General features: G+C 60.7%; 26 protein-coding genes. 9 read left to right on the top strand and 17 right to left on the bottom strand.

Translation table 11 applies throughout. From position 1 onward, the window contains the following. Positions 1 to 36: 36 nt before the first annotated feature. The 7 genes from recO to lptF all read right to left on the bottom strand — a co-directional run bounded on the left by recO (position 37) and on the right by lptF (position 7,734). Positions 37 to 726: a DNA repair protein RecO gene (recO, locus tag KI237_RS05705; RefSeq protein ID WP_212799144.1), complete on the bottom strand. Its 690-nt coding sequence runs from the start codon at positions 724 to 726 to the stop codon at positions 37 to 39. A gap of 208 nt (positions 727 to 934) precedes the next feature. Continuing rightward, positions 935 to 1,837 carry a GTPase Era gene (gene era, locus KI237_RS05700; protein WP_003205264.1) on the bottom strand — a complete coding sequence of 301 codons (903 nt, stop codon included), beginning with the start codon at positions 1,835 to 1,837 and terminating at the stop codon, positions 935 to 937. Then, positions 1,830 to 2,519: a ribonuclease III gene (rnc, locus tag KI237_RS05695; protein WP_057448995.1), complete on the bottom strand. Its 690-nt coding sequence runs from the start codon at positions 2,517 to 2,519 to the stop codon at positions 1,830 to 1,832. Before rnc ends, era begins: the two co-directional genes overlap by 8 nt. A 183-nt stretch (positions 2,520 to 2,702) precedes the next feature. Continuing rightward, the gene (lepB, locus tag KI237_RS05690; protein WP_063324533.1) at positions 2,703 to 3,557 is read right to left on the bottom strand and encodes a signal peptidase I; all 855 of its coding nucleotides are present in this window, start codon (positions 3,555 to 3,557) and stop codon (positions 2,703 to 2,705) included. A 5-nt stretch (positions 3,558 to 3,562) separates the two neighbouring features. Continuing rightward, positions 3,563 to 5,362 (bottom strand): translation elongation factor 4, encoded by a 1,800-nt coding sequence (lepA, locus tag KI237_RS05685; protein ID WP_212799143.1) that lies wholly within the window; start codon positions 5,360 to 5,362, stop codon positions 3,563 to 3,565. A gap of 196 nt (positions 5,363 to 5,558) precedes the next feature. Then, a complete protein-coding gene (lptG, locus tag KI237_RS05680; RefSeq protein WP_212799142.1) occupies positions 5,559 to 6,620 on the bottom strand; it encodes an LPS export ABC transporter permease LptG in 1,062 nt (353 codons plus the stop codon). Next, positions 6,613 to 7,734 carry an LPS export ABC transporter permease LptF gene (gene lptF, locus KI237_RS05675; protein WP_212799141.1) on the bottom strand — a complete coding sequence of 374 codons (1,122 nt, stop codon included), beginning with the start codon at positions 7,732 to 7,734 and terminating at the stop codon, positions 6,613 to 6,615. Before lptF ends, lptG begins: the two co-directional genes overlap by 8 nt. A gap of 313 nt (positions 7,735 to 8,047) precedes the next feature. On the opposite strand from lptF, the gene KI237_RS05670 reads away from it, so the two are divergent. The 5 genes from KI237_RS05670 (at position 8,048) to rlmF (ending at position 14,766) form a co-directional block, all read left to right on the top strand. Next, positions 8,048 to 9,538, top strand: a complete 1,491-nt coding sequence (locus tag KI237_RS05670; protein WP_212799140.1) for a leucyl aminopeptidase — start codon at positions 8,048 to 8,050, stop codon at positions 9,536 to 9,538. A 60-nt stretch (positions 9,539 to 9,598) separates the two neighbouring features. After that, positions 9,599 to 10,027, top strand: coding sequence for a DNA polymerase III subunit chi (locus KI237_RS05665; RefSeq protein ID WP_212799139.1), 429 nt, complete (start codon positions 9,599 to 9,601; stop codon positions 10,025 to 10,027). Positions 10,028 to 10,035: 8 nt separating this feature from the next. After that, complete coding sequence (locus tag KI237_RS05660) at positions 10,036 to 10,401, top strand: DNA polymerase III subunit chi (RefSeq protein WP_212799138.1); 366 nt, start codon at positions 10,036 to 10,038, stop codon at positions 10,399 to 10,401. A 236-nt stretch (positions 10,402 to 10,637) separates the two neighbouring features. Further along, a complete protein-coding gene (locus tag KI237_RS05655) occupies positions 10,638 to 13,484 on the top strand; it encodes a valine--tRNA ligase (RefSeq protein WP_212799137.1) in 2,847 nt (948 codons plus the stop codon). 256 nt (positions 13,485 to 13,740) lie between these two features. After that, positions 13,741 to 14,766: a 23S rRNA (adenine(1618)-N(6))-methyltransferase RlmF gene (gene rlmF / locus KI237_RS05650; RefSeq protein WP_212799136.1), complete on the top strand. Its 1,026-nt coding sequence runs from the start codon at positions 13,741 to 13,743 to the stop codon at positions 14,764 to 14,766. 171 nt (positions 14,767 to 14,937) lie between these two features. On the opposite strand, the gene KI237_RS05645 is transcribed toward rlmF, so the two are convergent. Then, complete coding sequence (locus KI237_RS05645; RefSeq protein ID WP_058544106.1) at positions 14,938 to 15,219, bottom strand: HU family DNA-binding protein; 282 nt, start codon at positions 15,217 to 15,219, stop codon at positions 14,938 to 14,940. Between the two features lie 396 nt (positions 15,220 to 15,615). On the opposite strand from KI237_RS05645, the gene yejK reads away from it, so the two are divergent. Together yejK and KI237_RS05635 are read left to right on the top strand one after the other, a co-directional pair. Further along, the gene (gene yejK / locus KI237_RS05640) at positions 15,616 to 16,620 is read left to right on the top strand and encodes a nucleoid-associated protein YejK (RefSeq protein ID WP_212799135.1); all 1,005 of its coding nucleotides are present in this window, start codon (positions 15,616 to 15,618) and stop codon (positions 16,618 to 16,620) included. Continuing rightward, the gene (locus tag KI237_RS05635) at positions 16,620 to 16,976 is read left to right on the top strand and encodes a glutaredoxin family protein (RefSeq protein ID WP_212799134.1); all 357 of its coding nucleotides are present in this window, start codon (positions 16,620 to 16,622) and stop codon (positions 16,974 to 16,976) included. The genes yejK and KI237_RS05635 overlap by 1 nt, the downstream gene beginning before the upstream one ends. Positions 16,977 to 17,163: 187 nt before the next feature. Here the strand turns inward: KI237_RS05635 and KI237_RS05630 are convergent, their stop codons facing one another. The 5 genes from KI237_RS05630 to KI237_RS05610 form a co-directional block, all read right to left on the bottom strand. After that, positions 17,164 to 18,099: a glutathione S-transferase family protein gene (locus tag KI237_RS05630; protein WP_212799133.1), complete on the bottom strand. Its 936-nt coding sequence runs from the start codon at positions 18,097 to 18,099 to the stop codon at positions 17,164 to 17,166. A 79-nt stretch (positions 18,100 to 18,178) separates the two neighbouring features. Continuing rightward, entirely contained in the window at positions 18,179 to 18,502 is a 324-nt protein-coding gene (locus tag KI237_RS05625; protein ID WP_212799132.1) for a GIY-YIG nuclease family protein, read from the bottom strand. Between the two features lie 40 nt (positions 18,503 to 18,542). Then, entirely contained in the window at positions 18,543 to 19,013 is a 471-nt protein-coding gene (locus KI237_RS05620) for a nuclear transport factor 2 family protein (RefSeq protein ID WP_212799131.1), read from the bottom strand. Positions 19,014 to 19,100: 87 nt separating this feature from the next. Then, positions 19,101 to 20,405 carry a CynX/NimT family MFS transporter gene (locus KI237_RS05615; RefSeq protein ID WP_212799130.1) on the bottom strand — a complete coding sequence of 435 codons (1,305 nt, stop codon included), beginning with the start codon at positions 20,403 to 20,405 and terminating at the stop codon, positions 19,101 to 19,103. A 35-nt stretch (positions 20,406 to 20,440) separates the two neighbouring features. Beyond that, on the bottom strand, positions 20,441 to 21,100 hold the full coding sequence (locus KI237_RS05610) for a FadR/GntR family transcriptional regulator (RefSeq protein ID WP_212799129.1): 660 nt from the start codon (positions 21,098 to 21,100) through the stop codon (positions 20,441 to 20,443). Positions 21,101 to 21,265: 165 nt separating this feature from the next. Here KI237_RS05610 and KI237_RS05605 point away from each other — a divergent pair, with 165 nt between their 5' ends. Further along, the gene (locus KI237_RS05605; RefSeq protein WP_212799128.1) at positions 21,266 to 21,577 is read left to right on the top strand and encodes a type II toxin-antitoxin system MqsR family toxin; all 312 of its coding nucleotides are present in this window, start codon (positions 21,266 to 21,268) and stop codon (positions 21,575 to 21,577) included. Further along, positions 21,574 to 22,056 carry a type II toxin-antitoxin system MqsA family antitoxin gene (locus KI237_RS05600; protein ID WP_212799127.1) on the top strand — a complete coding sequence of 161 codons (483 nt, stop codon included), beginning with the start codon at positions 21,574 to 21,576 and terminating at the stop codon, positions 22,054 to 22,056. The genes KI237_RS05605 and KI237_RS05600 overlap by 4 nt, the downstream gene beginning before the upstream one ends. A gap of 59 nt (positions 22,057 to 22,115) precedes the next feature. On the opposite strand, the gene KI237_RS05595 is transcribed toward KI237_RS05600, so the two are convergent. The 4 genes from KI237_RS05595 to KI237_RS05580 form a co-directional block, all read right to left on the bottom strand. Next, the gene (locus KI237_RS05595) at positions 22,116 to 22,880 is read right to left on the bottom strand and encodes an amino acid ABC transporter ATP-binding protein (protein WP_003178331.1); all 765 of its coding nucleotides are present in this window, start codon (positions 22,878 to 22,880) and stop codon (positions 22,116 to 22,118) included. A gap of 10 nt (positions 22,881 to 22,890) precedes the next feature. Continuing rightward, a complete protein-coding gene (locus KI237_RS05590) occupies positions 22,891 to 23,988 on the bottom strand; it encodes an amino acid ABC transporter permease (RefSeq protein ID WP_212799126.1) in 1,098 nt (365 codons plus the stop codon). Between the two features lie 10 nt (positions 23,989 to 23,998). Beyond that, positions 23,999 to 25,180, bottom strand: a complete 1,182-nt coding sequence (locus tag KI237_RS05585) for an amino acid ABC transporter permease (protein WP_212799125.1) — start codon at positions 25,178 to 25,180, stop codon at positions 23,999 to 24,001. A gap of 65 nt (positions 25,181 to 25,245) precedes the next feature. Further along, complete coding sequence (locus KI237_RS05580) at positions 25,246 to 26,277, bottom strand: amino acid ABC transporter substrate-binding protein (protein ID WP_003205302.1); 1,032 nt, start codon at positions 26,275 to 26,277, stop codon at positions 25,246 to 25,248. Positions 26,278 to 26,589: the final 312 nt, after the last annotated feature.

Here is a 26,589-nt window from a genome sequence, read left to right as displayed (position 1 = left end):
AATGGACGAATAGTCGACCCACAGCATACGGGTTGATCAGGGCTTGCGAAACAGCTCGCGACTGACCAGTGGCCGCCCGCCCAGATGCACGGCCAGGGCCTGGCGCATCAACCGCTTGGCCGCCGACAAGGCGCCCGGTGCACTCCAGTCGGCTTCGGCCATGGCCAGCAGCTCAGCACCGTTGAACAGCCCCGGCTGCAACAGGTAGACCTGCTCCAGGCCGGCATCCACCTGCAAGCGATACAGGCCGTCGGCCGCGATGGGTTCGCCGTGCAGGTCAGTGTTCAGCGCGAAGCCATAGCCCAGGTCATCGAGCAGCCGCCATTCGAACGAACGCAGCAGCGGCTCCAACGGACGACCTTCGGCCAGGGCCAGCAGCGTGGCGGCGTAGTGGTCGAAGACGGCCGGGTGGGGATCTTCAGCCGGCAGCAGGCGGATCAGCAGTTCATTGAGGTACAAGCCGCTGAACAATGCCTCGCCGTTGAGCCAGGCCGCGACGCCGTTGCTTTCCATGCGACCGACGTTTTTCAACTCGCCCCGGCCACGGAACTCGACCTCCAGCGGCACGAACGGCCGCGCCAGCGTCCCGGCCTTGCCCCGCGCCCCACGCAACACCGCCCGCAACCGCCCTTGCGGCGTGAGGAAATCCACCAGGGCGCTGCTTTCGCGATAGGCGCGAGAGTGCAGGACGTAGGCGGGTTGGGCGATGGGTTGGTTGGAGGACATTACAGGCCTGAATATCAACAAGACATCAGTGGTTGAAGAACCCTGTGGCGAGGGAGCTTGCTCCCGCTCGACTGCGAAGCAGTCGTATAACCAGGCTATGTGGCGTAGGAATCGAGGACCCGGGGCCGCTTCGCAGCCCAGCGGGAGCAAGCTCCCTCGCCACAGAAGCTCGCTCCCACAATGGTTCTCGGTATATCCGGTTGTGCGATCAGAGGTCGCCGTAACCCAACGACCGCAGCGCCCGCTCATCATCGGACCAGCCGCCCTTCACCTTGACCCACAGGTTGAGCATGATCTTGGAGTCGAACAACAGCTCCATGTCCTTGCGCGCCTCGGTGCCGATGCGCTTGATACGCTCGCCCTTGTCACCAATGATGATTTTCTTCTGGCCGTCACGTTCGACGAGGATCAACGCGTGAATGTGCAGGGTCTTGCCCTGCTGCTTGAACTCTTCGATCTCGACCGTGATCTGGTAGGGCAACTCGGCGCCCATCTGACGCATGATTTTCTCACGCACCAGCTCGGCGGCGAGGAAACGGCTGCTGCGGTCGGTGATCTGGTCTTCGGGGAAGAAATGATCGTTTTCCGGCAGGTGCTCGGCAATCACCCGCTCCAGCGCGTCGAGGTTATGGCCGTGCTGGGCAGAGATCGGGATGATCTGGGCGTTCGGCAACTGTTCCTGCAACCAGGTCAGGTGCGGCATCAGTTCAGCCTTGTCTTCGATGCGATCGGTCTTGTTCAGCGCCACGATCAAGGGACCTGTCACGTACTGAACGCGTTCGAGGACCATCTGGTCCTCTTCGGTCCACTTGGTGCGGTCGACCACGAAGATCACCACGTCGACGTCTTTCAACGCCGCCGAGGCAGTCTTGTTCATGTAGCGGTTCAGGGCCTTTTCCCCGCCCTTGTGCATGCCCGGGGTGTCGACGTAGATCGCCTGCACGGCGCCTTCGGTCTTGATGCCCAGCATGTTGTGGCGAGTGGTCTGGGGCTTGCGCGAGGTGATCGCCAGCTTCTGGCCCAGGATGTGGTTCAGCAGCGTGGACTTGCCCACGTTCGGCCGACCGACAATGGCGACATAGCCGCAGCGGGTGACGGTTGTATCAGTCATTGCCATTCTCCACACCCAGGGCAATCAGTGCTGCGGCGGCCGCTACCTGTTCGGCAATACGACGACTCACACCCTGACCCCGGCTTTTTTCATTCAATAGGACAACTTCGCATTCGACGAAGAAGGTACGGCAATGCGGCTCACCCTGGATATCCACGACTTCGTAGCGCGGTAGCTCGCAACTGCGCGATTGCAGAAATTCCTGCAAACGGGTCTTCGGGTCCTTGTTGGTGTCCACCAGCGTCAGGCTGTCGATCTCGGACGTCAGCCAGGCCAGCACGCGTTCGCGCGCCATTTCCATGCCTGAGTCCAGGTAGATCGCGCCAATCAACGCTTCCAGGGCATCGGCCAGGATCGACTCGCGACGGAAACCGCCGCTTTTCAACTCCCCGGAGCCCAGGCGCAGGTAATCGCCCAGGTCGAAACCACGGGCCAATACAGCCAGGGTCTCACCTTTTACCAAACGTGCGCGTAAACGCGACAACTGGCCTTCGCGGGCCAGCGGGAAACGCTCGAACAGCGCCTCACCGGCCACGAAGTTGAGGATGGCATCACCGAGAAATTCCAGGCGTTCATTGTTGCGCCCGGCAAAACTGCGGTGAGTGAGGGCCAGGAGCATCAGGTCCTGGTCCTTGAAGGTGTAGCCGAGCTGACGCTCGAGACGGCTTAGAGAAACGCTCACGGTTTACCCACGCTGAGTTCGTGGCTGGATTCCACCGCCACGGTGGCAAGGCACCGTTGGCTTGGGACAATTAACGCTGTGTTCAAAAATACGTCCTGACTATCGTTGGCTTCATGCCTTCGGGCAACCTTGCACAGGCTCCAGAAAAGCATTCGGCGCTGTGTTCAACAGCGCCGCGTGTGATTACTTGATCAGGCCAACCCGCGAGAAATTCGGCAGGTGACTGAGTTTGGGTTCCGGCCAGCTCATCCAGACAGCAAAGGCCTTGCCGACGATATTCCGGTCCGGGACCATGCCCAGCAGGTCCTTGGGAATGTTCGGATCATCCCAGTACCGGCTGTCGTTGGAGTTGTCGCGGTTGTCGCCCATCATGAAGTAGTGCCCCGCCGGCACGGTCCACGAATGGTCCGGTGTAGCGCGGTAGCGGCTCATCTCCTTGCGGATCAGGTGCTCGGCCTCGCCGAGTTTTTCCCGGTAGAGCTCGGCACTGCCCAGCGTACCCGGCTCGGAGCCGAGCAACTGTTCGGCCACCGATTCGCCATTGACGAACAGGCGCTTGTCGGCAGTGTAGCGAACCGTGTCGCCCGGCAGGCCGACCACTCGCTTGATGTAGTTGACGTTCGGGTCGCTCGGGAAGCGGAACACCATGACATCGCCGCGTTGCGGGTCACCCACCTCGATGACCTTCTTGTCGATCACCGGCAGGCGGATCCCGTAGGAGAACTTGTTCACCAGAATGAAGTCGCCCACGTCCAGGGTCGGCTTCATCGAGCCGGACGGGATCTGGAACGGTTCCACCAGGAACGAGCGCAGCACCAGCACGATGAACAGCACCGGGAAGAACGACTTGCCATATTCGACCAGCAGCGGTTCCTTGTTCAGCTTTTCGATCACCACACCATCAGGCTGGCTGACGCTGCCCTGATAGGAGGCGATGGCCGCCCGACGCCGGGGCGCCAGGAACAACAGATCAAGCAACGCCAACAGGCCGCAGACAAACACGGCGATAACCAGCAACAGCGGGAAATTTAGCGACATAGGACCTAACTATCCAACCTGAGCACCGCAAGGAAGGCTTCCTGTGGAATTTCCACGTTACCGACCTGCTTCATGCGTTTTTTACCGGCCTTCTGCTTTTCCAACAGCTTGCGCTTACGGCTGACGTCGCCACCGTAGCATTTGGCCAATACGTTCTTTCTGAGCGCCTTGACGGTTGTACGCGCCACAATCTGCCCGCCAATGGCGGCCTGGATTGCCACATCGAACATCTGCCGCGGAATCAGTTCCTTCATCTTCTCGGTCAACGCACGACCTTTGTAGTGCGCGTTGTCACGGTGCACGATCAATGCCAGGGCATCGACCTTCTCGCCGTTGATCAGCACATCCAGCTTCACCAGATTAGCCGATTGGTAACGATCGAAATGGTAGTCCAGCGAAGCATAGCCGCGACTGGTGGACTTGAGGCGATCGAAGAAGTCCAGCACCACTTCGTTCATCGGCAGGTCGTAGGTCACCTGGACCTGCGTGCCGAGGAACAGCATGTCGTGCTGCACACCACGTTTCTCGATGCACAGGGTAATGACGTTACCCAGGTGCTCCTGAGGCACAAGGATGTTGGCCCGCACGATCGGCTCGCGCATGTCTTCGATGGCCGACAGGTCCGGCAGCTTGGACGGGTTGTCGACGTAGATGGTTTCGCCGCTCTTGAGCAGCAGCTCGAAAATAACCGTCGGCGCCGTGGTGATCAGGTCCAGGTCGTACTCGCGCTCCAGGCGCTCCTGGATGATTTCCATGTGCAGCATGCCCAGGAACCCGCAACGGAAGCCGAAGCCCAGGGCGTCGGAGCTTTCCGGGGTGTATTGCAGGGACGAGTCGTTCAGGGTCAGCTTTTGCAGGGCTTCGCGGAAATCCTCGAAGTCGTCGGAGCTGACCGGGAACAGGCCGGCATAGACCTGTGGCTGAATGCGTTTGAAACCTGGCAGCACATCGACGTCGGGGGTCGAGCTCAAGGTCAGGGTGTCACCGACCGGCGCCCCGTGGATGTCCTTGATGCCGGCAATGATGAAGCCCACTTCACCGGCCTTCAGGTCAACGGTGGCGGAGTGTTTCGGATTGAATACACCGACGCTGTCCACCAGGTGGATCTTGCCGGTGGACTTGACCAGGATCTTGTCGCCCTTCTTCACGCGGCCATGGCGCACGCGAACCAGGGAGACCACGCCCAGGTAGTTGTCGAACCAGGAGTCGATGATCAACGCTTGCAGCGGATCTTCGATGTTGCCGGTTGGCGCGGGAATGGTGGTGACCAGGCGTTCGAGCACTTCGTCCACGCCCAGGCCGGTCTTGGCGCTGCAGGTGACCGCGTCGGTGGCGTCGATGCCGATGATCTTCTCGATTTCTTCCTTCACGCGGTCCGGATCGGCCTGGGGCAGGTCGATCTTGTTCAGCACCGGCATGACTTCCAGGCCCTGCTCGATGGCCGTGTAGCAGTTGGCGACCGACTGGGCTTCGACGCCCTGGCCAGCATCGACCACCAGCAGCGCACCTTCACAGGCCGCCAGCGACCGGCTGACCTCATAGGTGAAGTCGACGTGGCCCGGGGTATCGATGAAGTTCAGCTGGTAGGTGACGCCGTCGCGGGCCTTGTAATAGAGGGTAACGCTGTGGGCCTTGATGGTGATCCCGCGTTCACGCTCCAGGTCCATGGAGTCCAGGACCTGGGCTTCCATTTCACGCTCGGCCAGGCCGCCGCACATCTGGATGAAGCGATCGGCCAGCGTCGACTTGCCATGGTCAATGTGGGCGATGATGGAGAAATTGCGGATATGACTCAAATCACTCACGGATCAACACTCAAAAAGGCTGCAGGCATAGCCCGCCGAAAAATAGCCGGGAATTGTACCTGATACACCGGGCAAGTGGGAGCAAAGCTTGCTCGCGAAACGGCCACCTCGGTTTCTGAAAGACCGCGTCGCCTGTGTCGCGAGCAAGCTTTGCTCCCACATGCCTTGCTCCCACAGCCCCTTCTACAGCCGTAGTTCAACCCGCGCGGCGCAACAACCAGAGCCCAGCCAACGCACAGACACCGGCCGGCACCAGCACCGCAAACAGCGGCGAGAAGCCAAACACCAGGCTCGACGGCCCCAGCAAATCCTGGGCAATACGGAAAGTGAAGCCCACCAGCACGCCGGTAAACACCCGTTGACCCAGGGTCACCGAACGCAGCGGGCCGAAAATGAAGGAAATCGCCATCAACACCAAGGCGGCGGTGACCAACGGTTGCAACACCTTGACCCAAAAAGCCAGCCAATAGCGACCGTTGTTCAGGCCCTGGTCTGCCAGGTAGTGGATATAGCCCCACAAACCGGTAATCGACAGGGACTCCGGCGCCATCACCACGGTGCTGAGCAACTGTGGGCTGATCGACACGTCCCAACGCTCTTGCGGGGCGGCGACCACTTCGGTGCGTTTGTCATGGAACAGGGTGGTGGTGACATCGCTCAATTGCCAGTGATCCTCGGCAAAATTGGCGCGCTTGGCAAAGCTCGACGAGAGCATGTGCCGTTGGTCGTCGAAACGATAGCGGGTCACGCCATAGAGGATGCCGTTGGGCTGGACGGAGTTGATGTGGATAAACTCGTCGCCCTGACGGTGCCACAGGCCGTGCTTGGCGCTTTGCGCATCACCGCCACCCTGGGCCAGGGAGCGATTGGCCTGGGCGGTATTTTCGGTGGCCGGAGCGATGTATTCGCCGATCAGCACACCCACCAGCATCAGCACCAGCATCGGCTTCATCACCGCCCAGACGATCCGACCGATGGACACGCCGGCGGCGCGCATGATGGTCAGTTCGCTGTTGCTGGCCAGGCTGCCCAGGCCGATCAGGCAGCCGATCAGCGCAGCCATCGGCAGCATGTCGTAGAGCCGGCGCGGAGCGGTCAGCAGTACGTAGCTCGCCACGTCTGCCAGGGTATAGGTGTCACTGACGTCGCTCATCTCGTCGATGAAGGCGAACAGGGTCGCCAGGCCAAGGATGATCCCCAGTACCGCAAGGATCGCCATGAACACGCTGCTGCCGATGTAGCGGTCGAGTTTAACCACGGGCCACCTCCAGCGCGCTGCGACGACTGGCCAGCTTCAGGCGCAAAGGCTCCCAATAGAGCAGCCCCAGGCCGATGACCAGGAAAATTCCGTGCACCCACCACAGGCCCAACGCGGGCGGGATCTTGCCTTTCTCCAGGGCACTGCGGGCGGAAATCAGGATAGTCAGGTAAGCCATGTACAGGAGAATCGCCGGCAGCAACTTGAGGAAACGGCCCTGGCGTGGGTTAACCCGCGCCAGCGGGACCGCCATGAGGGTCACGATGAACACCAGCAGCGGCAGCGACAGGCGCCACTGCAGCTCGGTGCGGGCACGGATGTCATTGCTGCCCAGCAGACTGGCGGTGGGCATTGCGTCGCGGTCGGTGACTTCTTCGCTGACTTCCGGCTTGGGCAGCAGCACGCCATAGGTGTCGTACTTGATGGCCCGGTAATCAGCCTGCCCGGGCTTGCCGTCATAGCGATAGCCGTTTTTCAGGATCAGGTAGCGATTGCCTTCGGGGCTGATTTCCTGGCGCCCCTTCTCGGCCACCAGCACGGAAATGCCACGGTCCTTCTTGGTGTCCGAAGACAAGTTTTTTTGCGTAATGAAGACACCGCCCAGGTCGACCCGGTCTTCCGACAGCTGTTCGGTGTAGGTGACCCGCGTCCCGTCGCGCAGCGCCTGGAAACGCCCCGGCACCAACGTGTCGAATTCGGTCATCGCGTCCTGCTGGTTGATCAGCAATTGGAACTGGTTGGCGCCCTGGGGCGACAGGCTCAGGCTCAGCCACGCCACCATCAGCGCAACCAGCGCGGCCGGGAAAAGCGTGATGCGGAACAGGCGTTGCTGGCTCATGCCGGTGGCCGACAGCACGGTCATCTCGCTGTCCAGGTACAAGCGCCCGTAAGCCAGCAGGATGCCGAGGAACAACCCCAGCGGCAGGATCAGTTGCAGGAAGCCCGGCAGGCGGAACCCCATGATCAGGAACAACGAGCCCGGGTCCAGGGCGCCGGAGGCCGCCTGGGCGAGGTATTTGATGAAGCGCCCGCTCATGATGATGACCAGCAGCACGGCGCTGACGGCGCTCAGGGTCAGCAGGACTTCGCGGGATAGATAACGAAAGACGATCAAACCAGACACTCCAGGGTTGTCAGGCTGGGCGGCCAAACAAGCAAACGTATCGAGCCGGCCCGCCAACGCGAACCGTCGAAAAAAGAGGCGCATTATCCTGTGATTGGAGGCGCCTGTCACTTCGCACGCTTTAAGCCGGCACTTAAAGCCAAAAAGTTAAGGGCTCCGAGGGTTGTCAGGCCCGGCCGCCGGGGTTCAAACTGCGGCCTTTGTCGCCGGCAAACACCGGCGTTTCTTTTATATAGAAGAAGCTTGCTCAGTGCGCCATTGTCTCGGCGCCTGGCCTCTTGACCACTGACTCAGGGATCCGGACATGGAACTGGTTGTAAAAAGCGTCAGCCCAGAAACGTTGAAAACCGCCGCGCTGGTAGTTGCCGTCGGTGAAAACCGCAAACTCGGCGTGGTCGCCACCCAGCTCGATACCCTGAGCGGCGGTGCCATCAGCGCCGTGCTCAAGCGCGGCGACCTGGCCGGCAAAGTCGGCCAGAGCCTGTTGCTGCACAACCTGCCCAATCTCAAGGCCGAACGCGTATTGCTGGTGGGCGTGGGCAAGGACGCTGAACTGGGCGACCGTCCGTTCCGTAAAATCATTGCCGGCGTGCTGGGCACCCTCAAGGGCCTTGGCGGCGCTGATGCCACCCTGGCGTTGGACGAGCTGGTGGTCAAGGGCCGCGACAGCTACGGCAAGAACCGCCTGCTGGCCGAAACCCTGGTGGATGGCCAATACCAGTTCGACCAGTTCAAGAGCCAGAAAGCCGAACCCCGCGCCCTGAAGAAAATCACCCTGCTGACCATCAAGGCCGCGCAGGCTGAAGTCCAGCGTGCCGTGACCCACGCCACCGCAATTGCCAACGGCATGGCGTTCACCCGCGACCTGGGCAACCTGCCGCCGAACATCTGCCACCCGACGTTCCTCGGCGAGCAAGCCAAGGCGCTGGGCAAGGAATTCAAGGGCCTGAAGGTCGAAGTCTTCGACGAGAAGAAGATCAAGGACCTGGGCATGGGTTCGTTCTACTCCGTCGGCCAGGGCAGCGCCCAGCCGCCACGCCTGATCGTGATGCAATACAACGGTGGCAAGAAATCCGAGAAACCGTACGCACTGGTCGGCAAGGGCATCACCTTCGACACCGGCGGCATCAGCCTCAAGCCGGGTGCCGGCATGGATGAGATGAAGTACGACATGGGCGGCGCCGCGAGCGTGTTCGGCACCCTGCGCGCCGTGCTCGAACTGCAACTGCCGATCAACCTGGTGTGCATCCTGGCCTGCGCCGAGAACATGCCCAGCGGCACCGCCTCGCGTCCGGGTGACATCGTCACCACCATGAGCGGCCAGACCGTGGAAATCCTCAACACCGACGCCGAAGGCCGCCTGGTGCTGTGTGATGCCCTCACCTACTCCGAGCGCTTCAAGCCGCAAGCGGTGATCGACATCGCGACCCTGACCGGCGCCTGCATCGTCGCCCTCGGTTCCCACACCTCGGGCCTGCTGGGCAACAACGATGAGCTGATCGGCCAACTGCTCAGCGCCGGCCAACAGGCCGACGACCGCGCCTGGCAGTTGCCACTGTTCGACGAGTACCAGGAACAACTGGACAGCCCGTTCGCCGACATCGCCAACATCGGCGGCCCGAAAGCCGGGACCATCACCGCAGCCTGCTTCCTGTCGCGCTTTACCAAGAACTTGAACTGGGCGCACCTGGACATCGCCGGCACGGCGTGGACCAGCGGCGGCAAGGACAAGGGCGCCACCGGTCGTCCGGTTCCGCTGCTGACCCAATACCTGCTGGACCGCGCCAAGGCCTGACACCGATGACCGTCGCGGACGTCGCCTTCGGGTGGCGTCATCGACGGCTCAGGAACCGCAATGACCAAAGTCGATTTCTATATCCTGCCCAGCGCCGATCCTTCGGCGCGGCTGGATTTCGCCTGCAAGCTCGTTGAAAAGGCCTGGCGCATGGGGCACAGCATCTATCTGCATTGCAGCGATGCCGCCCAGCGCGAGGACCTTGACGCACGCCTGTGGGCTTTCAAGGGCGAGAGCTTCGTGCCCCACGGCCCAGCCGAAAACGAACCCGAGGGGTTGATCGTGCTGGGGCTGGGAGATGACTGCGGCCAGCACCAGGACCTGCTGGTCAACCTCGACCTGAAAGTACCGGCCTTTGCCCAGCGCTTCGCCCGTGTGGCAGAAGTGGTGGTCGAAGACCCAGCCATCCGACAAGCCGCGCGGGAGAGTTTCCGTTTCTACCGCGAACAGGGCTATCCTCTGCAAGACCACCGTTTACAGCGACTCTGAGCCCTACGATGGACACTCCAAAACCGCCACAAAAGCCTGCGCACCTGCTGGATGACCTCGAGTCGATCCGCCAACTGCTCGGCGACGACAACCTGCAACCACCGCTGCTGACCGACACGGTCGTGCACGAGCCGGTGCATGACGAACAGATTCCCCTGCTGTTCGACCCGATCAACGGCCAACCCGATCCCGAGCCCGCCGCCAAGGTCGAGCCCAAGGGTCCCGACGCCCTGCTGCACCTGGACAGCGAACTGCGCGCCGCCGCACAACTGATCCTGCAAGACGTCATCGACGACTTCGCCCCGCACATCGAGACCGAGATCAAGCGCCGCCTGGATGCAAGGATGGAGCGGCTGCTGAGCCAGTACGAGTAACCCACCGATCTGCTGATCGCCGGACACCCTGTGTGCGAGCTTGCTCGCGATGGGGCCGGCACATCCACTATCAGTGCAGGCTGAACCGCCGCTATCGCGAGCAAGCTCGCTCCCACAGGGTTCTCAATACCCACACATAGGCCCGACTTGCTGCTCGCAGCCTGTGGCTTGCACCCGCCCCGCCCGCTATACTTCCCGGCTTTTCCTGAATAAATGCCAATAGGGTCCCGCCGCGCATGGATAAGACCTACCAGCCGCACGCCATTGAAACTTCCTGGTACAACACCTGGGAGTCCGAGAATTATTTCGCTCCGCAAGGCGCGGGCGATTCCTACACCATCATGATCCCACCGCCAAACGTCACCGGCAGCCTGCACATGGGCCACGGTTTCAACAATGCGATCATGGACGCGCTGATCCGTTTTCGCCGCATGCAAGGTCGCAACACCTTGTGGCAGCCAGGGACCGACCACGCCGGTATCGCCACGCAAATGCTGGTGGAACGTCGCCTCGAAGCCCAGGGCCAGAATCGCCATGACCTGGGTCGCGAGAAATTCCTCGAGAAAGTCTGGGAATGGAAAGACGAGTCCGGTGGCAACATCAGCCGCCAGATCCGTCGCCTCGGCTCGTCCGTGGACTGGAGCCGCGAGCGCTTCACCATGGACGACGGGCTTTCGGAAGCAGTGAAGGAAGCCTTCGTGCGCCTGCATGAAGACGGGCTGATCTATCGCGGCAAGCGCCTGGTCAACTGGGACACCAAGTTGCACACGGCCATTTCCGACCTCGAAGTGGAAAACCACGACGAGAAAGGTTTCCTGTGGAACCTGAAATACCCCCTGGCCGACGGCGCCAAGACCGCCGATGGCAAGGATTACCTGATCGTCGCCACCACGCGCCCGGAAACCATGCTGGGCGACTCCGCCGTGGCGGTGAACCCGAACGATGAACGCTACCAGGCACTGATCGGCAAGTTCGTCGAACTGCCCCTGGTTGGCCGTCGCATCCCGATCATCGGCGACGACTACTGCGACCCCGAATTCGGCACCGGCTGCGTGAAAATCACTCCGGCCCACGATTTCAACGACTACGAAGTCGGCAAGCGCCACAATCTGCCGCTGCTGAACATCTTCGACAAGAACGCCAACGTATTGCCGGCTGCCCAGGCATTCAACCTCGACGGCACGCTGAACGAAAGCGTCGACGCCCAGATCCCGGCGCAATACGCCGGCCTGGACCGCTTCGAAGCACGCAAGCAAATCGTCGCGGCGTTCGAGGCCGCCGGCCTGCTGGTCAGCGTCGACGATCACGCCCTGAAAGTCCCGAAAGGCGACCGCTCCGGCACCATCATCGAACCGTGGCTGACCGACCAGTGGTACGTGTCCACCAAGCCGCTGGCGGAGCCGGCGATTGCCGCCGTGGAAGACGGCCGCATCCAGTTCGTGCCCAAGCAATACGAAAACATGTACTTCTCGTGGATGCGTGACATCCAGGATTGGTGCATCAGCCGTCAACTGTGGTGGGGCCATCGCATCCCGGCCTGGTACGACGAGTCGGGCAAGGTCTATGTTGGCCGTGATGAAGCCGAAGTCCGCGCCAAGCACAACCTCGGCCCGGACGTGGCGCTGCAACAGGACAACGACGTACTCGACACCTGGTTCAGCTCGGGCCTGTGGACCTTCTCCACCCTGGGCTGGCCGCAACAGACCGAGTTCCTGAAGAAATTCCACTCCACCGACGTGCTGGTCACCGGCTTCGACATCATTTTCTTCTGGGTCGCCCGGATGATCATGATGACCATGCACTTGATGAAAAACGAGGACGGCACGCCACAGGTACCGTTCAAGACCGTCTACGTCCATGGCCTGGTGCGCGACGGCCAGGGCCAGAAGATGTCCAAGTCCAAGGGCAACGTCCTCGACCCGCTGGACATCATCGACGGCATCGACCTGGAAACCCTGGTGCAAAAACGCACCTCAGGCCTGATGCAGCCCAAATTGGCGAAGAAGATCGAGAAAGCCACCCGCGAAGAATTCGCCGAGGGCATCGCCAGCTACGGCACCGACGCCCTGCGCTTCACCTTCTGCTCGCTGGCATCCACCGGTCGCGACATCAAGTTCGACATGGGCCGCGTCGAAGGCTATCGCAACTTCTGCAACAAGATCTGGAACGCCGCGCGCTACGTGCTGGATAAAGGCGAAGACTGCGGCCAGAACGGCGAAGCCTTTGAACTGACCCTGGCCGATCGCTGGATCATTTCCCAGTTGCAACGCACCGAAGCCGAAGTGACTCGCCAACTGGACCAGTTCCGTTTCGACCTGGCCGCACAAGCCTTGTACGAATTCATCTGGAACCAGTATTGCGACTGGTACCTGGAGCTGTCCAAGCCTGTGCTGTGGGACGAAAACGCACCGGTCGAACGCCAACGCGGCACCCGTCGCACCCTGGTGCGCGTGCTGGAAGTGGCGCTGCGCCTGGCGCATCCGTTCATGCCGTTCATCACCGAGGAAATCTGGCAGCGCATCGCACCGCTGGCAGGCGCCCAAGGCAAGACGATCATGCTGCAACCTTGGCCGGTGGCCAACGAAAGCCGCATCGATCCAGCGGCCGAAGACGACATCGAATGGCTCAAGACCTTCATGCTGGGCCTGCGTAACATCCGTGCCGAAATGAACATCGGTCCGGGCAAGCCACTGGCCCTGTTCCTGAAGAACGCCAGCACCGAAGACCTGCGCCGCCTCAACGAAAACGAGGCGCTGCTCAAGAAACTGGCGAAGCTTGAATCGGTGACGGTCCTGGCGGCCGGCGAAGAAGCACCGCTGTCGGCCACCGCCCTGGTCGGCGAGATGGAAGTGCTGGTGCCAATGGCGGGCCTGATCGACAAGGCTGCGGAACTGGCGCGCCTGGACAAGGAAATCCTGCGCCTCAAAGGCGAAGTGCAGCGGGTCGGCGGCAAGCTGTCCAACGCCGGCTTCGTCGACAAGGCGCCGGCCGAAGTCATCGAGAAGGAACGGGCCAAACTGGCCGAGGCACAGCAGGCCTTGGGCAAGCTGGCCGAGCAGCATGGGCGGATCTCCAGCCTGTAACGGCGATTCGCAATGAAAAGGGAGGTCCTATTGGACCTCCTTTTTTATGCCTGGCACTTTTTTCCAAACAGTGAAGATCCCTTGTGGGAGCGAGCTTGCTCGCGATAGCAGTGGGTCAGCTTGCATCACTGTGGAATGTACCGCCGTCATCGCGAGCAAGCTCGCTCCCACATTTAAACCGCGCAGTCATCCAGACTGGGCTGGATGTGGGACAATGTCCGCCACTTTTTGAACCCTCCCCCGAATCGACTCGCCCATGACCGCCCCCCGCACACCTAAACCTGCCCGCCAGAAGCCCAAGTCCACCCCGCAGGCCAAAGCCGTGGCACCGCGTGAGAAGGCCAGCTTGCATCCGCGCAACCGCCACCAGGGCCGCTACGACTTCCCCGCGCTGATCAAGAGCACGCCGGAACTGGCGAAGTTCGTGATCATCAACCCCTACGGCAAGGAAAGCATCGACTTTGCCAGCCCCGCAGCCGTGCGAGTGTTCAATCGGGCGTTGCTCAAAGCTTTCTATGGCATCGCCCACTGGGATATCCCGGCCGACTACCTGTGCCCGCCGGTGCCAGGCCGGGCGGACTATGTACACTTCCTCGCCGATTTGCTCGCCAGCCACAACGCCGGTGAAATCCCCCGCGGGGCGGCGGTCAAGGTGCTGGACATTGGCACCGGCGCCAACTGTGTCTATCCGTTGATCGGCTACAGTGACTACCGCTGGCACTTCCTCGGTTCGGAGATCGACCCGACGGCCATCGCCTCGGCCAAGGCCATCGTCCAGTCCAATGGGTTGAACAAAGCCATCCAGTTGCGCCAGCAAGCCAACCGCAAGCAGATTCTCCTGGGCCTGCTGGAGGACGGCGAACGGTTCGACCTGACGATGTGCAACCCTCCGTTCCATGCCTCCCTGGAGGAAGCCACCAAGGGCAGCCAGCGCAAGTGGCGGGCACTGGGCAAGGCCGATCCGAAACGCAAGCTGCCGGTGCTGAATTTCGGCGGTCAGGCTGCGGAGTTGTGGTGCGAGGGTGGGGAAGCCCGGTTCGTGACGCAACTGATCGGCGAAAGCGCGCAGCTGGCCGGACAAGTGCTGTGGTTCAGCACCCTGGTGTCAAAGGCGTCGAACCTGCCGGCGATCCAAGCCGCGCTGAAAAGGGCCGGTGCGCTGCACAGCCAGGTGGTGGAGATGTCCCAGGGCCAGAAGCAGAGTCGTTTCGTGGCCTGGACCTTCCAGACCGAGGCGCAGCAACAGGCTTGGCGCCAGTCGCGTTGGGTTCGCAAGGACTGAGTGGGAGCCAGGCTTGCCCGCGATTAAGGCGACTCGGTTTCAGGAAGATCGCATCGCCCGTGTCGCGGGCAAGCCTTGCTCCCACAAAATCCCCTCGCCACAGAGCATTTTTTCAAGGCAATAAAAAACCGTGCCCGGATCGCTCCGAGGCACGGTTTTTTTACTGCGGTCTTACTTGTTGACCGCGTCGGTCAGGCCTTTGGCCACAACCAGCTTGATCACTTTCTTGGCAGCGATTTCGATGGCAGCGCCAGTCGAAGGGTTGCGGCCGGTACGGGCAGGACGCTCGGTGACTTTCAGCTTGCCAACACCTGGCAGAGTGATTTCGCCGCCATTTTCCAGCTGATCGGCAACGACTTGGCCCAATTGGTCCAGCAGAGCACGCACGGTAGCTTTTGGTGCATCTACAGATTCAGCCAAATCAGCGATCAGTTGGTCTTTAGTAAGAGCCATGTAGTGTTCCTTCCCTATCAAATTCATATGGATTGCAGAGTGCAGTGTCAGCCATCGAGCCCGATCTCTATTGATCAGGCACCCTCGGCAATCACCGCGACGGATCGGGGTAATAGATGCCGAAAACCGGGTTTGGTTCGACCTGACAGATGCTGAATGCACGCTTAACGCAGTGACTTCGCGTAAGACCGGGCAAAACTAGCACAACGCCTCTGAAATATCCGCCTCTAGCTACCCATTTGGTCAGCTTTCTTGCGCTAAAACGTTAAAAAAATGCATATAGGGTGTGGGATGAGTCTGAAAGGGCCTTTGCCGGGTTCCAAAACCAGTGATTGCGGTACACTGGGCCCTTTTTCGGGGAGCGCGCCCTCCTCTCTTTCATCAGCCGAGAAATCCATGCCGATCCGTCATTGCATCGTCCACCTGATCGACAAAAAACCCGACGGCACCCCTGCTGTGCTCCATGCCCGCGACTCCGAACTGGCAGAGTCCACGGCCATCGAGAACATGCTCGCCGACCTCAACGAGAGCTATAACGCCAAGCAAGGCAAAGCCTGGGGCTTTTTCCATGCCGAGTCCGGGGCGCATCCGTTCAGCGGCTGGCTGAAGGAGTACCTGGACGGCGGCAAGGACTTCACCGCCTTCAGTCGCGTGGCGGTGGAACACCTGCAAAAGCTGATGGAAGAGTCCAACCTGTCGGTGGGCGGCCACGTGCTGTTCGCGCATTACCAGCAAGGCATGACCGACTACCTGGCCATCGCCCTGCTGCACCACAGCGAAGGCGTGGCGGTGACCGATGCGCTGGACGTGACCCCGTCCCGCCACCTGGACCTGGGCCAGTTGCACCTGGCGGCGCGGATCAATGTGTCGGAATGGCAGAACAACAAGCAATCGAAGCAGTACATCTCGTTCATCAAGGGCAAGAACGGCAAGAAGGTCTCGGAATACTTCCGTGACTTCATCGGCTGCCAGGAAGGTGTCGACGGTCCCGGCGAGACCCGCACCCTGCTCAAGGCCTTCAGTGACTTCGTCGAAAGCGAAGACCTGCCGGAAGAAGATGCCCGGGAAAAGACCAAGACCCTGGTCGACTACGCCAGCAGCCAGGCCAAGCTTGGCGAGCCGATGGGCCTGGCAGAATTGTCCGAGCTGATCGATGAAGATCGCCCGAAAGCCTTCTACGATCACATCCGCAACAAGGACTACGGGTTGTCGCCGGAAATCCCGGCGGATAAACGCACCCTCAACCAGTTCCGCCGCTTCACCGGCCGCGCCGAAGGCTTGTCCATCAGCTTCGAAGCGCACTTGCTGGGCTCCAAGATCGAGTATGACGAAGAAGCCGGCACGCTGATCATCAAGGGCCTGCCCACGTCGCTGACCGACCAGCTCAAGCGTCGTAATTGATGTTGGGTGGGGTGCTGAAGAAATTCCTGTTGATTCTGCTGGTGGTGGTGGCGTACCAGAACTGGGGCAAGATCGAGCGGGTGTTCAACCCGTCACAGATGGTTTCCGAGCAGATTCGCAGCAACGCCCGCGTCGTGCTTTATGCCACCGACTGGTGCGGCTACTGCAAGGCCACCCGACGGTTCCTGGACGAGAAAGGCGTGCCGTTTCACGAGTTCGATATCGAGAAGGACACCGAGGCGCGCAAGACCTATGAGGCGCTGGGTGGCCGGGGGATTCCGATCCTGGATGTGAACGGTACGTTGATTCGTGGGTATGAGCCGGAGAACATTCTCAGGGCATTGTCCGCGATATAGGCTTGGGGGCCTCATCGCGAGCAAGCTCGCTCCCACACAGTGATCGGCGGCAAACGCAGATCCAGTGCACCACACACCTCTCCTGTGGGAGCGAGCTTGCTCGCGATAGCGGAGCAACATTCAATATCAATATCGACTGATCTGGCGCCATCGCGAGCAAGCTCGCTCCCACAAGGTCATTCGTTGTTCATCGAGCCTCGATCCGGAAGCCAAACCGCGGAAAGTGCACATGCACCACCCCGCCACGCGCATCTTCGCGACGCAGAATCAATTCTTCGCTGCCAGCAAACAACAACTCCCCGGCCACCGGATCGACGCCATAGTCGGTCGCGGCGATGCTCACCTGCTGCCCTGCCGTGAACCCGTTCGGCTCATCGAATGACTCATCCGGCAGCGCTGCCGGCGTAGCGTTGCGGGCAACGTCCAAGGCTTCTTCGCCACTCATCTGGCTCGAGGCACCATGGCCGAAACCCAACACCCGAGCCAACCAGGTCGAGACAGCCGGATATGCATCCACCAGCGACGAGGTGACCGGAGTGCCCTTGAGGAACCACAGCGGATGGGCCATGGCGAAGTCGGCAATCGACGGATCACCCAACAGGAAATCGCCCTCCTCGCGCTGCAACTGTTGCTCCAGGCGCGCCATGATCGTCGGCCATTGGTGCTTGGCCTGCTCGGCAGTCAAGCGCGTAGTCGTGCCGCCACTGAACAGCCCGGCGCGGTCGCTGACGAACGCCTTGATCGCTTCGGGCGATAGCTTGGCGAACCGCACCGCCACCGACTCCGGCTGGAACACCAGGCTTACCGCATGCTGGAACACCACCGAATCGGCCCACGCCGCAAAGGACGCGGCAAGCATTTCCCGGCCTTCGGGGAACAGCGCCGGCGAGGCTTTTTCCTGCTCCAGGCGGCGGGCCATCAGCGACGTATCGCAATAGATATCCGCGCCGACCTGCAATACCGGCGTCTTGCGATAGCCACCCGTCAGCGCCGTAAGGTCAGGCTTGGGCATCATCGGCGGGATGCTCACCGAACGCCAGGACAGGCCCTTGAAACCCAACAGCAAGCGGGCTTTTTCCGCGAAGGGAGACGTTGGGTAATGATGAAGGATCAGCTCTGACATGGGATTGGCCACTGCAGGAATGAAGCTTTACAGCTTAGCGCGCCTGACCGGGCTAGCCTACCGGCCTGATAAGGGCCTATCAGCCCGGCTGATTGAGCGACAGCGCACTGGCCACCAGGCATTCCTTGGCGCTTTTCTTGAGCTTCTTGATCAGCCGCTCCTGGCGCAGGGCTTCGCCCTTGTCGCGACAGACCTCGGTGTACACCAAAGCCACTGCCGGGCTGGAAAGGAAGAAGCGCGCCCCCTTGCCGCTTTGATGCTTGGCGAAACGCCGCACCGGGTCATCACTGATGCCGCAGTACAGCGAACCGTTGGCGGCCCGCACCAGATAGACGAACCAGGGTTTGTCCGGTTCGGTTGGGCCTTGTGCAGGCAGATCGGGAGAGGGAGCGGCGGTCGTCACAAGATGTTCAACAGGTCGGCAAAGACAAGCCGCGATCTTATCAGCGACTGGCCTGGAACGCCCGCAGCCCCTTGAGGGCCTGGGCCCTGACGGCGTTGCGCACCAGCGGTGTCCAGCCCAGCAGCAGGCCCTTGGCGCCCAACGCCTGGCGGGACCAGCGCCACAGATCGAAGCTGTCATGGTGCTCGCAGATCTTGCCGTCGCGAAACACGAAGCGCGCCTGAATGTCGTTGATCACGATGTTGCCGGTCTGGCTGAACAGGTACGTCGCCACCCAATGAGCTCCACCGGTACGCTCATCGCTGCGCACGTTATCGAACGTCAGGGAAAAGTCCTTGGCCCGGGTCGTCAACATGCGCCACATGTCACCCGCATCGCGCCCGCGCAGTTCGCCGAACGCCGGGTCGCTGAACAGCACGTCGTCGGTGTAGCAAGCGCTCATGGCTTCGGCATCCAGGCGTTGGAAGGCCTGATAAAAACGGGTGATCAAGGCGTTGTGGGCATCACTCATGGACCGGCTCCGAAAAACGTTTCAGTAGGCCTGCACGATAATCTGCCGCCGCGAGGAAGACTATCGTCATTCGCCATGAAAATGATATCAACGAAGGTCGGTGATTTTTTCACTCTCGACCCCGACGTACAACGCCCGGCCTGCACCGATGCCCGCAATGATCGCCCCCAGGCCAACCAGGCCGAAGACCCAGCCCACGGCATTCCAGCCGCCGGTCAAGTCGTGGATCACGCCCACCGCGAACGGCCCCAGCGACGCCAGTGTATAACCAAAGCCCTGGGCCATGCTGGACAGGTTGGCGGCCACATGGGCGTCCCGCGAACGCAACACGATCAGCGTGAGCGCCAGGCTGAACGTCGCGCCCTGCCCCAACCCCAGCAATATCGCCCAGCCCCACAAGCCATCGAGCGGAGCGTAGAGGCAACCGAACAACCCACCCAAGACCATGAGCATGACGATCACGATGGCCAGGCGCTGGTCCTTGCCGCGTGTTGCCAACCAGGGCGCCGCGAGGGAACTGATCAACTGCACGATGACCGAACCGGACAGCACGAGCCCGGCCTGGGTCGGGGTCAGGCCACGGCCAATCAGGATCGAAGGTAGCCAGCCAAAGACGATGTAGGCCAGGGACGATTGCAACCCCATGTACAAGGTCACTTGCCAGGCCAAGGGATCACGCAGCAAGCCGCGGACCCGGTACGCCACTTGGTGCGCACCGTGTTTCTCGCCCACTTGCGGCAGCCAGAACACCGCGGCCAGCAGCGCCGGGACCACCCAGAAGCCCAGGCCCAAGGCCCAGCTGTGGCCAAGGTGCTCGCTCAACGGCACCGTCGCCCCGGCCGCCATCGCCGCGCCCAGGCACAGCGCCATGGTGTAGACACCGGTCATGGTGCCGGCCTGTTTGGCGAAGTCGCGCTTGACGATGCCTGGCAGCAGTACGCCGATCACACCGATACTCGCGCCGGCCAGGATGCTGCCGACAAACAGCCCGACCTGACCGAACGCACTGCGCAAGACAATCCCGCCCGCCAGCGTCAACAAGATCCCCAGCACCACGCGCTCGGCACCGAAGCGCCGCGCCAGTACCGGTGCCAGCGGTGCGAACAGGCCCAGGCAAAGCACAGGCAATGTGGTCAGCAAACCGGCCTGGGCAGCCGACAGGCCGAGGCTTCTTGACACTTCGCTGAGCAACGGCGCCATGCTCGACAACGCCGGACGCAGGTTCAGCGCCACCAGGATCAACCCGAGCAGCAACAGCCAGGGGCGACGCACCAACGGATGGCGCTGCTGGGCCTGCTCATCGTCAGCCTCGGCATCGATCAACAGTTCTTCGAGTTCGGCGGCGCGTTTGGGGGCCGTCGAAGTGGTAGGGTCAAGCAGATCGCGGGACATGGAAAACTCAGGTTTGGGCTCAGGGTTTCAAGCACTCAGGGTTCATTGATCAACTGGCGACACAGGGACTTGGCCCGTTGCGGATCCTGTTGCTCGACGGCTTCCAGGATTTCGACATGCAGGTCGAACACATGTTGATGGCGCGGGGTAATGTTGAGGCTCTGGCGCAACTGTGCGCCGATGACGCTGGAGAAGTAGCGATAGAGTTCACTGAGCGCCGGGTTGTGCGCGGCATCCACCAGGAGGCGGTGGAACACCAGGTCGCAGGCGATGTAGTGCTCCAGGTCGCCGTGATAGTGCTCGCCGCTGTCTTGCAGGGCCCGGCGCAAGGCAAGCAGATCCTCATCGGTGCGTCGCAGCGCCGCCAGCCCAATGGCCTCCACCTCCAGGATATGCCGGGTTTCCCGGGCCTGTTCCAGCGAACAACGGGATAGCACCTTGAGCGTATCCAGCGGATCAACCACCGCCCGCACGTAGCTGCCATCGCCCTGGCGGATCTCGATCAACCCGGAAAACGCCAGCACGCGCATGGCTTCACGCACGGTGTTGCGGCTGATACCCAGCTCCGCCACCAACTCCGGCTCGGTAGGCAAGCGCTGGCCGACGGCCCACACACCATCACTGATACGTCGGCGCAATTGTTCCAGGGCCTGATCGACCAGGGAACGTTTCATTAATGGAGAAATAGCTGACATAGGATTCGCCCTTTCATCCAATCATAGGATGAATTTTCTGACATGTTAGTCAGCTTCGCGTAGGACGGCAACCGCCTAGGGTCAATGGGACGGAAAAGGAGCGAAATTTTCGATTAGTCAATATTACCCTTTAAGGGTAATTTTAAGGACAAGGCACACCGTTCCATGGAAAAGAACACACCCCATTACGCCTTGGTGGCGATACAGGCGGATGTCAGGCGGCTTAAAGGGAAAGCTTTCACCAGCACTGCGAAGAACGCTGCTCGGACGCTCGGTTTAAACGTCTCGGACATGCAGCAGGTCATCCATGGGCTTGAGCGAAAACAGTTCTACAAATCAATGACCACCTATGACGATCACCGAGTCTGGCATGACGTCTACCACGCCAATTCACACGGTCTGCAGATTTACCTGAAAGTGACGTACCGCCCCAGCGGAGGCCCACCGGTAATTTCCTTCAAGGAGAACAACTCATGAAACACCAGCAATGCTTCAGCTGTGGTGCCCCGGAGGGCATGTTGCATTTCGAAGGTCGCGGCGAAACCATGAGCGTCAAGGGACTGGAACGCCGGGTCGATGACTTGTCTGGCTGGGAATGTCAGATGTGCGGCGAAGTCGAGCTCGATTCAAGCTGCTCGGATCGCTACGACCAGGCAGGTGATGAACTGGTCAACGCAGCCAGGCGAATGATCGGCGAAGAGATCAAACGTGTCCGGCGCAAACTGCATCTATCGCAAAAGGAAGCGGTACTGCTGCTATCGGGCGGTGGACACAATGCGTTTTCCCGCTACGAGCGCGGCGAGGTAGTGCCACCCAAGGCGTTGATCTTGCTGATGCGCCTGCTTGATCGCTATCCGCATTTGCTTGCCGATGCCCATGCCTTCGCTGAAGACGCAGACTTGCGGCAATTCAAAACGACGGTGCACAAGGAACACGAGACCCTCACGGCTTGCTGAGCGGCCCATTAAAAACAAACCCGGACAAGTCCGGGTTTATTTCACTGCCTAAGGCCGGATCAATGCAGGATCTGGCTCAGGAACAGCTTGGTGCGGTCATTCTGCGGGTTGTCGAAGAAGTCGTTCGGTGCGGCCTGTTCGACGATTTCACCCTTGTCCATGAAGATCACGCGGTTGGCCACGGTACGGGCAAAGCCCATTTCGTGGGTCACGCAGAGCATGGTCATGCCGTCTTCGGCCAGGCCGATCATGGTGTCCAGCACTTCTTTCACCATTTCCGGGTCGAGGGCCGAAGTCGGCTCGTCGAACAGCATGATTTTCGGCTTCATGCACAAGGCACGGGCGATGGCCACGCGCTGTTGCTGACCGCCGGAGAGCTGGCCCGGGTACTTGTGCGCCTGCTCTGGAATGCGCACGCGCTCCAGGTAATGCATGGCGATTTCCTCGGCCTTGCGCTTGGGCATCTTGCGTACCCACATCGGCGCCAGGGTGCAGTTCTGCAGGATGGTCAGGTGCGGGAACAGGTTGAAGTGCTGGAACACCATGCCAACTTCACGGCGGATCGCTTCGATCTGCTTGAGGTCGTTGGTCAGTTCCACACCGTCGACCACGATGCGACCTTGCTGGTGCTCTTCCAGGCGGTTGAGGCAGCGGATGGTGGTGGACTTGCCGGAGCCCGACGGGCCGCACAGCACGATACGCTCGCCCTGCTTGACGTTCAGGTTGATGTCTTTCAACACGTGGAACTGGCCGTACCACTTGTTGACGCCCTGCATCTGAATAATGCCTTCAGGGCTCACAGGCTGTTTGATCGCTTCACTCATGAGTCAACTCCTAACGCTTGTGGCCAGTGTCCAGCTTGCGTTCCAAATGCATGGAATAGCGGGACATACCAAAACAGAAAATCCAGAACACCAGGGCGGCGAACACATAGCCTTCAGTGGCCATGCCCAGCCATTTCGGGTCGGCGGCAGCTTGTTTCACGCTGTTGAGCAGGTCGAACAGGCCGATGATGATCACCAGGCTCGTGTCCTTGAACAACGCAATGAAGGTGTTGACGATACCCGGGATTACCAGCTTCAAGGCTTGCGGCAGAATCACCAGGCCCATGCTGCGCCAGTAGCCCAGGCCCATCGCTGCGGCCGCTTCGTACTGACCCTTGGGAATGGCTTGCAGGCCGCCGCGCACCACTTCGGCCACATAGGCGGACTGGAACAGGATCACCCCGATCAGCGCTCGCAGCAGCTTGTCGAAGTTCATGCCTTCGGGCAAGAACAGCGGCAGCATCACCGACGACATGAACAGCACCGTGATCAATGGCACGCCGCGCCAGAACTCGATGAAGGTCACGCAGACCACGCGAATCGCCGGCATGTTCGAACGACGGCCCAAAGCCAGGACGATGCCTAGCGGCAGTGCACCGACGATACCGACGGTGGCGATCACCAGGGTCAGCATCAGGCCGCCCCATTGGCTGGTCGCCACGGCGTCCAGGCCGAGCACGCCGCCGTGCAGCAGGCACCAGGCAATGATCGGGTACAGCACCAGGAAGCTCAGGCCGTAGATCGCCTTGCGCGGGAAGCGCGAGATGAACAGCGGCGCCACACCGATCACTGCAGCCCACACGGTCAGGTCTACGCGCCAGCGCAGGTCCGTCGGGTAGTAGCCGTACATGAACTGACCGAAACGCTGCTGGATGAACACCCAGCAGGCGCCTTCCTTGGTGCAATCGGCGCGGGTGGTACCGACCCAGTTGGCATCGAGGATCGCCCAGTGCAACAGCGGCGGCACGATCAGGTAGATCAGGTAGAACGCGAACAGGGTCAGCAGCGTGTTGATCCAGCTGGAGAACATGTTGGCGCGCATCCACGCCACCACGCCGATGCTGCTGCCCGGCGGGGGCATGTCTGGCTTGAAAGTATGAGTCGTCATGCGCGTTTCCTCACCGCTCGATCAGCGCAATGCGCTTGTTGTACCAGTTCATCAGCAACGAAATGCTGATACTGATCGCCAGGTACACACTCATGGTGATCGCAATCACCTCGATGGCCTGGCCCGTCTGGTTCAACACTGTGCCGGCAAACAGCGAAACCATTTCCGGGTAGCCGATACCGGCCGCCAGGGAGGAGTTTTTCGCCAGGTTCAGGTATTGGCTGGTCAACGGTGGAATGATCACGCGCAGGGCCTGCGGGATGATCACTTTGCGCAGCGTCGGACCGTTGCGCAATCCCAGGGAACGGGCGGCTTCGGTCTGGCCATGGCTGACCGACTTGATGCCCGAGCGTACGATCTCGGCGATGAACGCCGCGGTATATACGGTCAAGGCCAGGGTCAAGGCCAGCAGTTCCGGGATCAGCACCCAGCCACCGACGAAGTTGAAGCCCTTGAGCTCCGGCATCTCCCAATGCACTGGCGCACCAAAAAGCAGCGCGCTCAACGCCGGGATCACCAGGAACAGCGCCAGGCCGACCCAGAATTTATGAAACGGCTCGCCAGTCGCTTCGAAACGCTTGTTGGCCCAGCGCGTCATCAGCACGATGGCGACGATCGCCAGCACAACACTGATCACGAACGGCCAGAACCCTTCGGCCACCAGCGCGGCAGGCATGTTCAGGCCCCGGCTGCTGACAAAGAAGGTGTCGCCGAAGTTATGGGCAGCACGCGGTCCTGGCATGCTCAGGAATACCGCGAAGTACCAGAACAGGATTTGCAGCAGTGGCGGGATATTACGGAAAACCTCGACATAAACGGTTGCCAACTTGGAAATGATCCAGTTCTGCGACAGCCGTGCCACACCGATGATGAACCCCAGGATGGTTGCCAGGATCACGCCGATGACCGTGACCAGCAGCGTGTTGAGCAACCCGATGACAAAGACGCGGGCATAGCTGTCCGCTTCGGTGTAGTCGATCAGGTGCTGGGCTATGCCGAAACCGGCACTGCGTTCCAGGAAACCGAAACCGGAGGTGATGCCTCGGTGCTGAAGATTGGTTTGTGTGTTATCGAACAGAAACCAGCCCAGCGCGATAACCGCCACGACAGTGACGATTTGAAATACCCACGCACGCACTCGTGGATCGCTGAGGCTGAGCCTCTGCTTAGGTGCGCCGATTGAATTTTGCATGAAGTGCCCCGCAAAGAATGGAACAGAACATCACCCGGTGGTTGGCCCACCGGGTGATAGAACCATCAGCGCACTGGTGGTGCGTATTGAATGCCGCCGGCGTTCCACAGAGCGTTCAGGCCGCGGTCGATTTCCAGCGGAGTGCCCTTGCCGAGGTTGCGCTCGAACATTTCACCGTAGTTGCCGACCTGCTTGACGATCTGCACAACCCAGTCTTTCGGCAGTTTCAGGTCTTTGCCGTATTCACCGTCAGCGCCCAGCATACGAGCGACATCAGGGTTCTTGGTGGACTTGGCTTCAGCCTCGACGTTCTTCGAGGTCACACCCGCTTCTTCAGCGTTGAGCAAGGCGTAGCCAGTCCAACGGACAATGGCCAGCCACTCGTCGTCACCGTTACGTACGACCGGGCCCAGGGGTTCCTTGGAAATGGTTTCCGGCAGAACCACATAGTCCTTCGGCGAAGCCAGCTTGCTGCGCTGGGCGAACAGCTGGGATTTGTCGGAGGTCAGCACGTCGCAACGACCGGATTCCAGCGACTTGGCGCTTTCATCGGAGGTGTCGAAAGTGATCGGGGTGTACTTCAGGCCATTGGCGCGGAAGTAGTCGGAAACGTTCAGCTCGGTGGTGGTACCGGCCTGGATGCAGATGGTTGCACCGTCCAGTTCCTTGGCGCTCTTGACGCCCAGCTTGTTGTTGGCCAGGAAGCCGATGCCATCGTAGTAGGTGATGAAGCCTGGGAATTTCAGGCCCATGCCCGCGTCACGGGAGCTGGTCATGGTGGAGTTGCGCGAGAGCATGTCGATTTCGCCCGATTGCAACGCGGTGAAGCGCTCCTTGGCGTTCAACTGGCTGAACTTGACCTTGGTCGCATCGCCAAATACAGCAGCGGCCACGGCACGGCAGAAGTCAGCGTCGATACCGACGATCTTGCCGGTCGAATCAGGCACCGAGAAACCCGGCAGGCCATCACTCACACCACATTGCACAAAACCTTTCTTCTGCACGGCATCCAGAGTTGCACCCGCCTGAGCGAACCCGCTGACACCAAGGACTGCAGCTGCGGTCATGACGGCCAGGGTGGATTTCAGTAACTTCATTCAAACCTCCAGTTTTGCTCTTGTTGTGTCGGAGCTCGAGCCCTATCGCACCCTTTTGGGGCATTGCCGACCCTTGTTGGCTTTTTTTAGGGTCAACCGACGTCTGGACCTTCGCTATGAGTCTAATAATGAGGATGTCCGTAAACAGTGGTCATGCCCATCTCTCACCAATCGGCCGAACGGGCTGTAGCCCTTCACGTTCGCGAAGCCCGTAGCGGCTGCTGGCGAACATTCATCACCGGATTTCTGATATCCCATGCGTAGCGGTGAACTGATAGTGTTACCGCACAGCGTAAGAATCATCACTCAGGT

It is taken from the genome of Pseudomonas sp. St316, from assembly GCF_018325905.1.
In the GTDB taxonomy this organism is placed as follows: domain Bacteria; phylum Pseudomonadota; class Gammaproteobacteria; order Pseudomonadales; family Pseudomonadaceae; genus Aquipseudomonas.
The sequence above is the reverse complement of the archived record's forward strand: the minus strand, read 5'-3'. Positions and strand labels throughout refer to the sequence as shown.

Bases quoted from the DNA above. Each gene is read 5' to 3' on its own strand.
- recO (WP_212799144.1), bottom strand. From the start codon at position 726: ATGTCCTCCAACCAACCCATCGCCCAACCCGCCTACGTCCTGCACTCT.
- era (WP_003205264.1), bottom strand. From the start codon at position 1,837: ATGACTGATACAACCGTCACCCGCTGCGGCTATGTCGCCATTGTCGGT.
- lepB (WP_063324533.1), bottom strand. From the start codon at position 3,557: ATGTCGCTAAATTTCCCGCTGTTGCTGGTTATCGCCGTGTTTGTCTGC.
- KI237_RS05670 (WP_212799140.1), top strand. From the start codon at position 8,048: ATGGAACTGGTTGTAAAAAGCGTCAGCCCAGAAACGTTGAAAACCGCC.
- KI237_RS05665 (WP_212799139.1), top strand. From the start codon at position 9,599: ATGACCAAAGTCGATTTCTATATCCTGCCCAGCGCCGATCCTTCGGCG.
- KI237_RS05660 (WP_212799138.1), top strand. From the start codon at position 10,036: ATGGACACTCCAAAACCGCCACAAAAGCCTGCGCACCTGCTGGATGAC.
- KI237_RS05655 (WP_212799137.1), top strand. From the start codon at position 10,638: ATGGATAAGACCTACCAGCCGCACGCCATTGAAACTTCCTGGTACAAC.
- rlmF (WP_212799136.1), top strand. From the start codon at position 13,741: ATGACCGCCCCCCGCACACCTAAACCTGCCCGCCAGAAGCCCAAGTCC.
- KI237_RS05645 (WP_058544106.1), bottom strand. From the start codon at position 15,219: ATGGCTCTTACTAAAGACCAACTGATCGCTGATTTGGCTGAATCTGTA.
- yejK (WP_212799135.1), top strand. From the start codon at position 15,616: ATGCCGATCCGTCATTGCATCGTCCACCTGATCGACAAAAAACCCGAC.
- KI237_RS05635 (WP_212799134.1), top strand. From the start codon at position 16,620: ATGTTGGGTGGGGTGCTGAAGAAATTCCTGTTGATTCTGCTGGTGGTG.
- KI237_RS05630 (WP_212799133.1), bottom strand. From the start codon at position 18,099: ATGTCAGAGCTGATCCTTCATCATTACCCAACGTCTCCCTTCGCGGAA.
- KI237_RS05620 (WP_212799131.1), bottom strand. From the start codon at position 19,013: ATGAGTGATGCCCACAACGCCTTGATCACCCGTTTTTATCAGGCCTTC.
- KI237_RS05615 (WP_212799130.1), bottom strand. From the start codon at position 20,405: ATGTCCCGCGATCTGCTTGACCCTACCACTTCGACGGCCCCCAAACGC.
- KI237_RS05610 (WP_212799129.1), bottom strand. From the start codon at position 21,100: ATGTCAGCTATTTCTCCATTAATGAAACGTTCCCTGGTCGATCAGGCC.
- KI237_RS05605 (WP_212799128.1), top strand. From the start codon at position 21,266: ATGGAAAAGAACACACCCCATTACGCCTTGGTGGCGATACAGGCGGAT.
- KI237_RS05600 (WP_212799127.1), top strand. From the start codon at position 21,574: ATGAAACACCAGCAATGCTTCAGCTGTGGTGCCCCGGAGGGCATGTTG.
- KI237_RS05595 (WP_003178331.1), bottom strand. From the start codon at position 22,880: ATGAGTGAAGCGATCAAACAGCCTGTGAGCCCTGAAGGCATTATTCAG.
- KI237_RS05590 (WP_212799126.1), bottom strand. From the start codon at position 23,988: ATGACGACTCATACTTTCAAGCCAGACATGCCCCCGCCGGGCAGCAGC.
- KI237_RS05585 (WP_212799125.1), bottom strand. From the start codon at position 25,180: ATGCAAAATTCAATCGGCGCACCTAAGCAGAGGCTCAGCCTCAGCGAT.
- KI237_RS05580 (WP_003205302.1), bottom strand. From the start codon at position 26,277: ATGAAGTTACTGAAATCCACCCTGGCCGTCATGACCGCAGCTGCAGTC.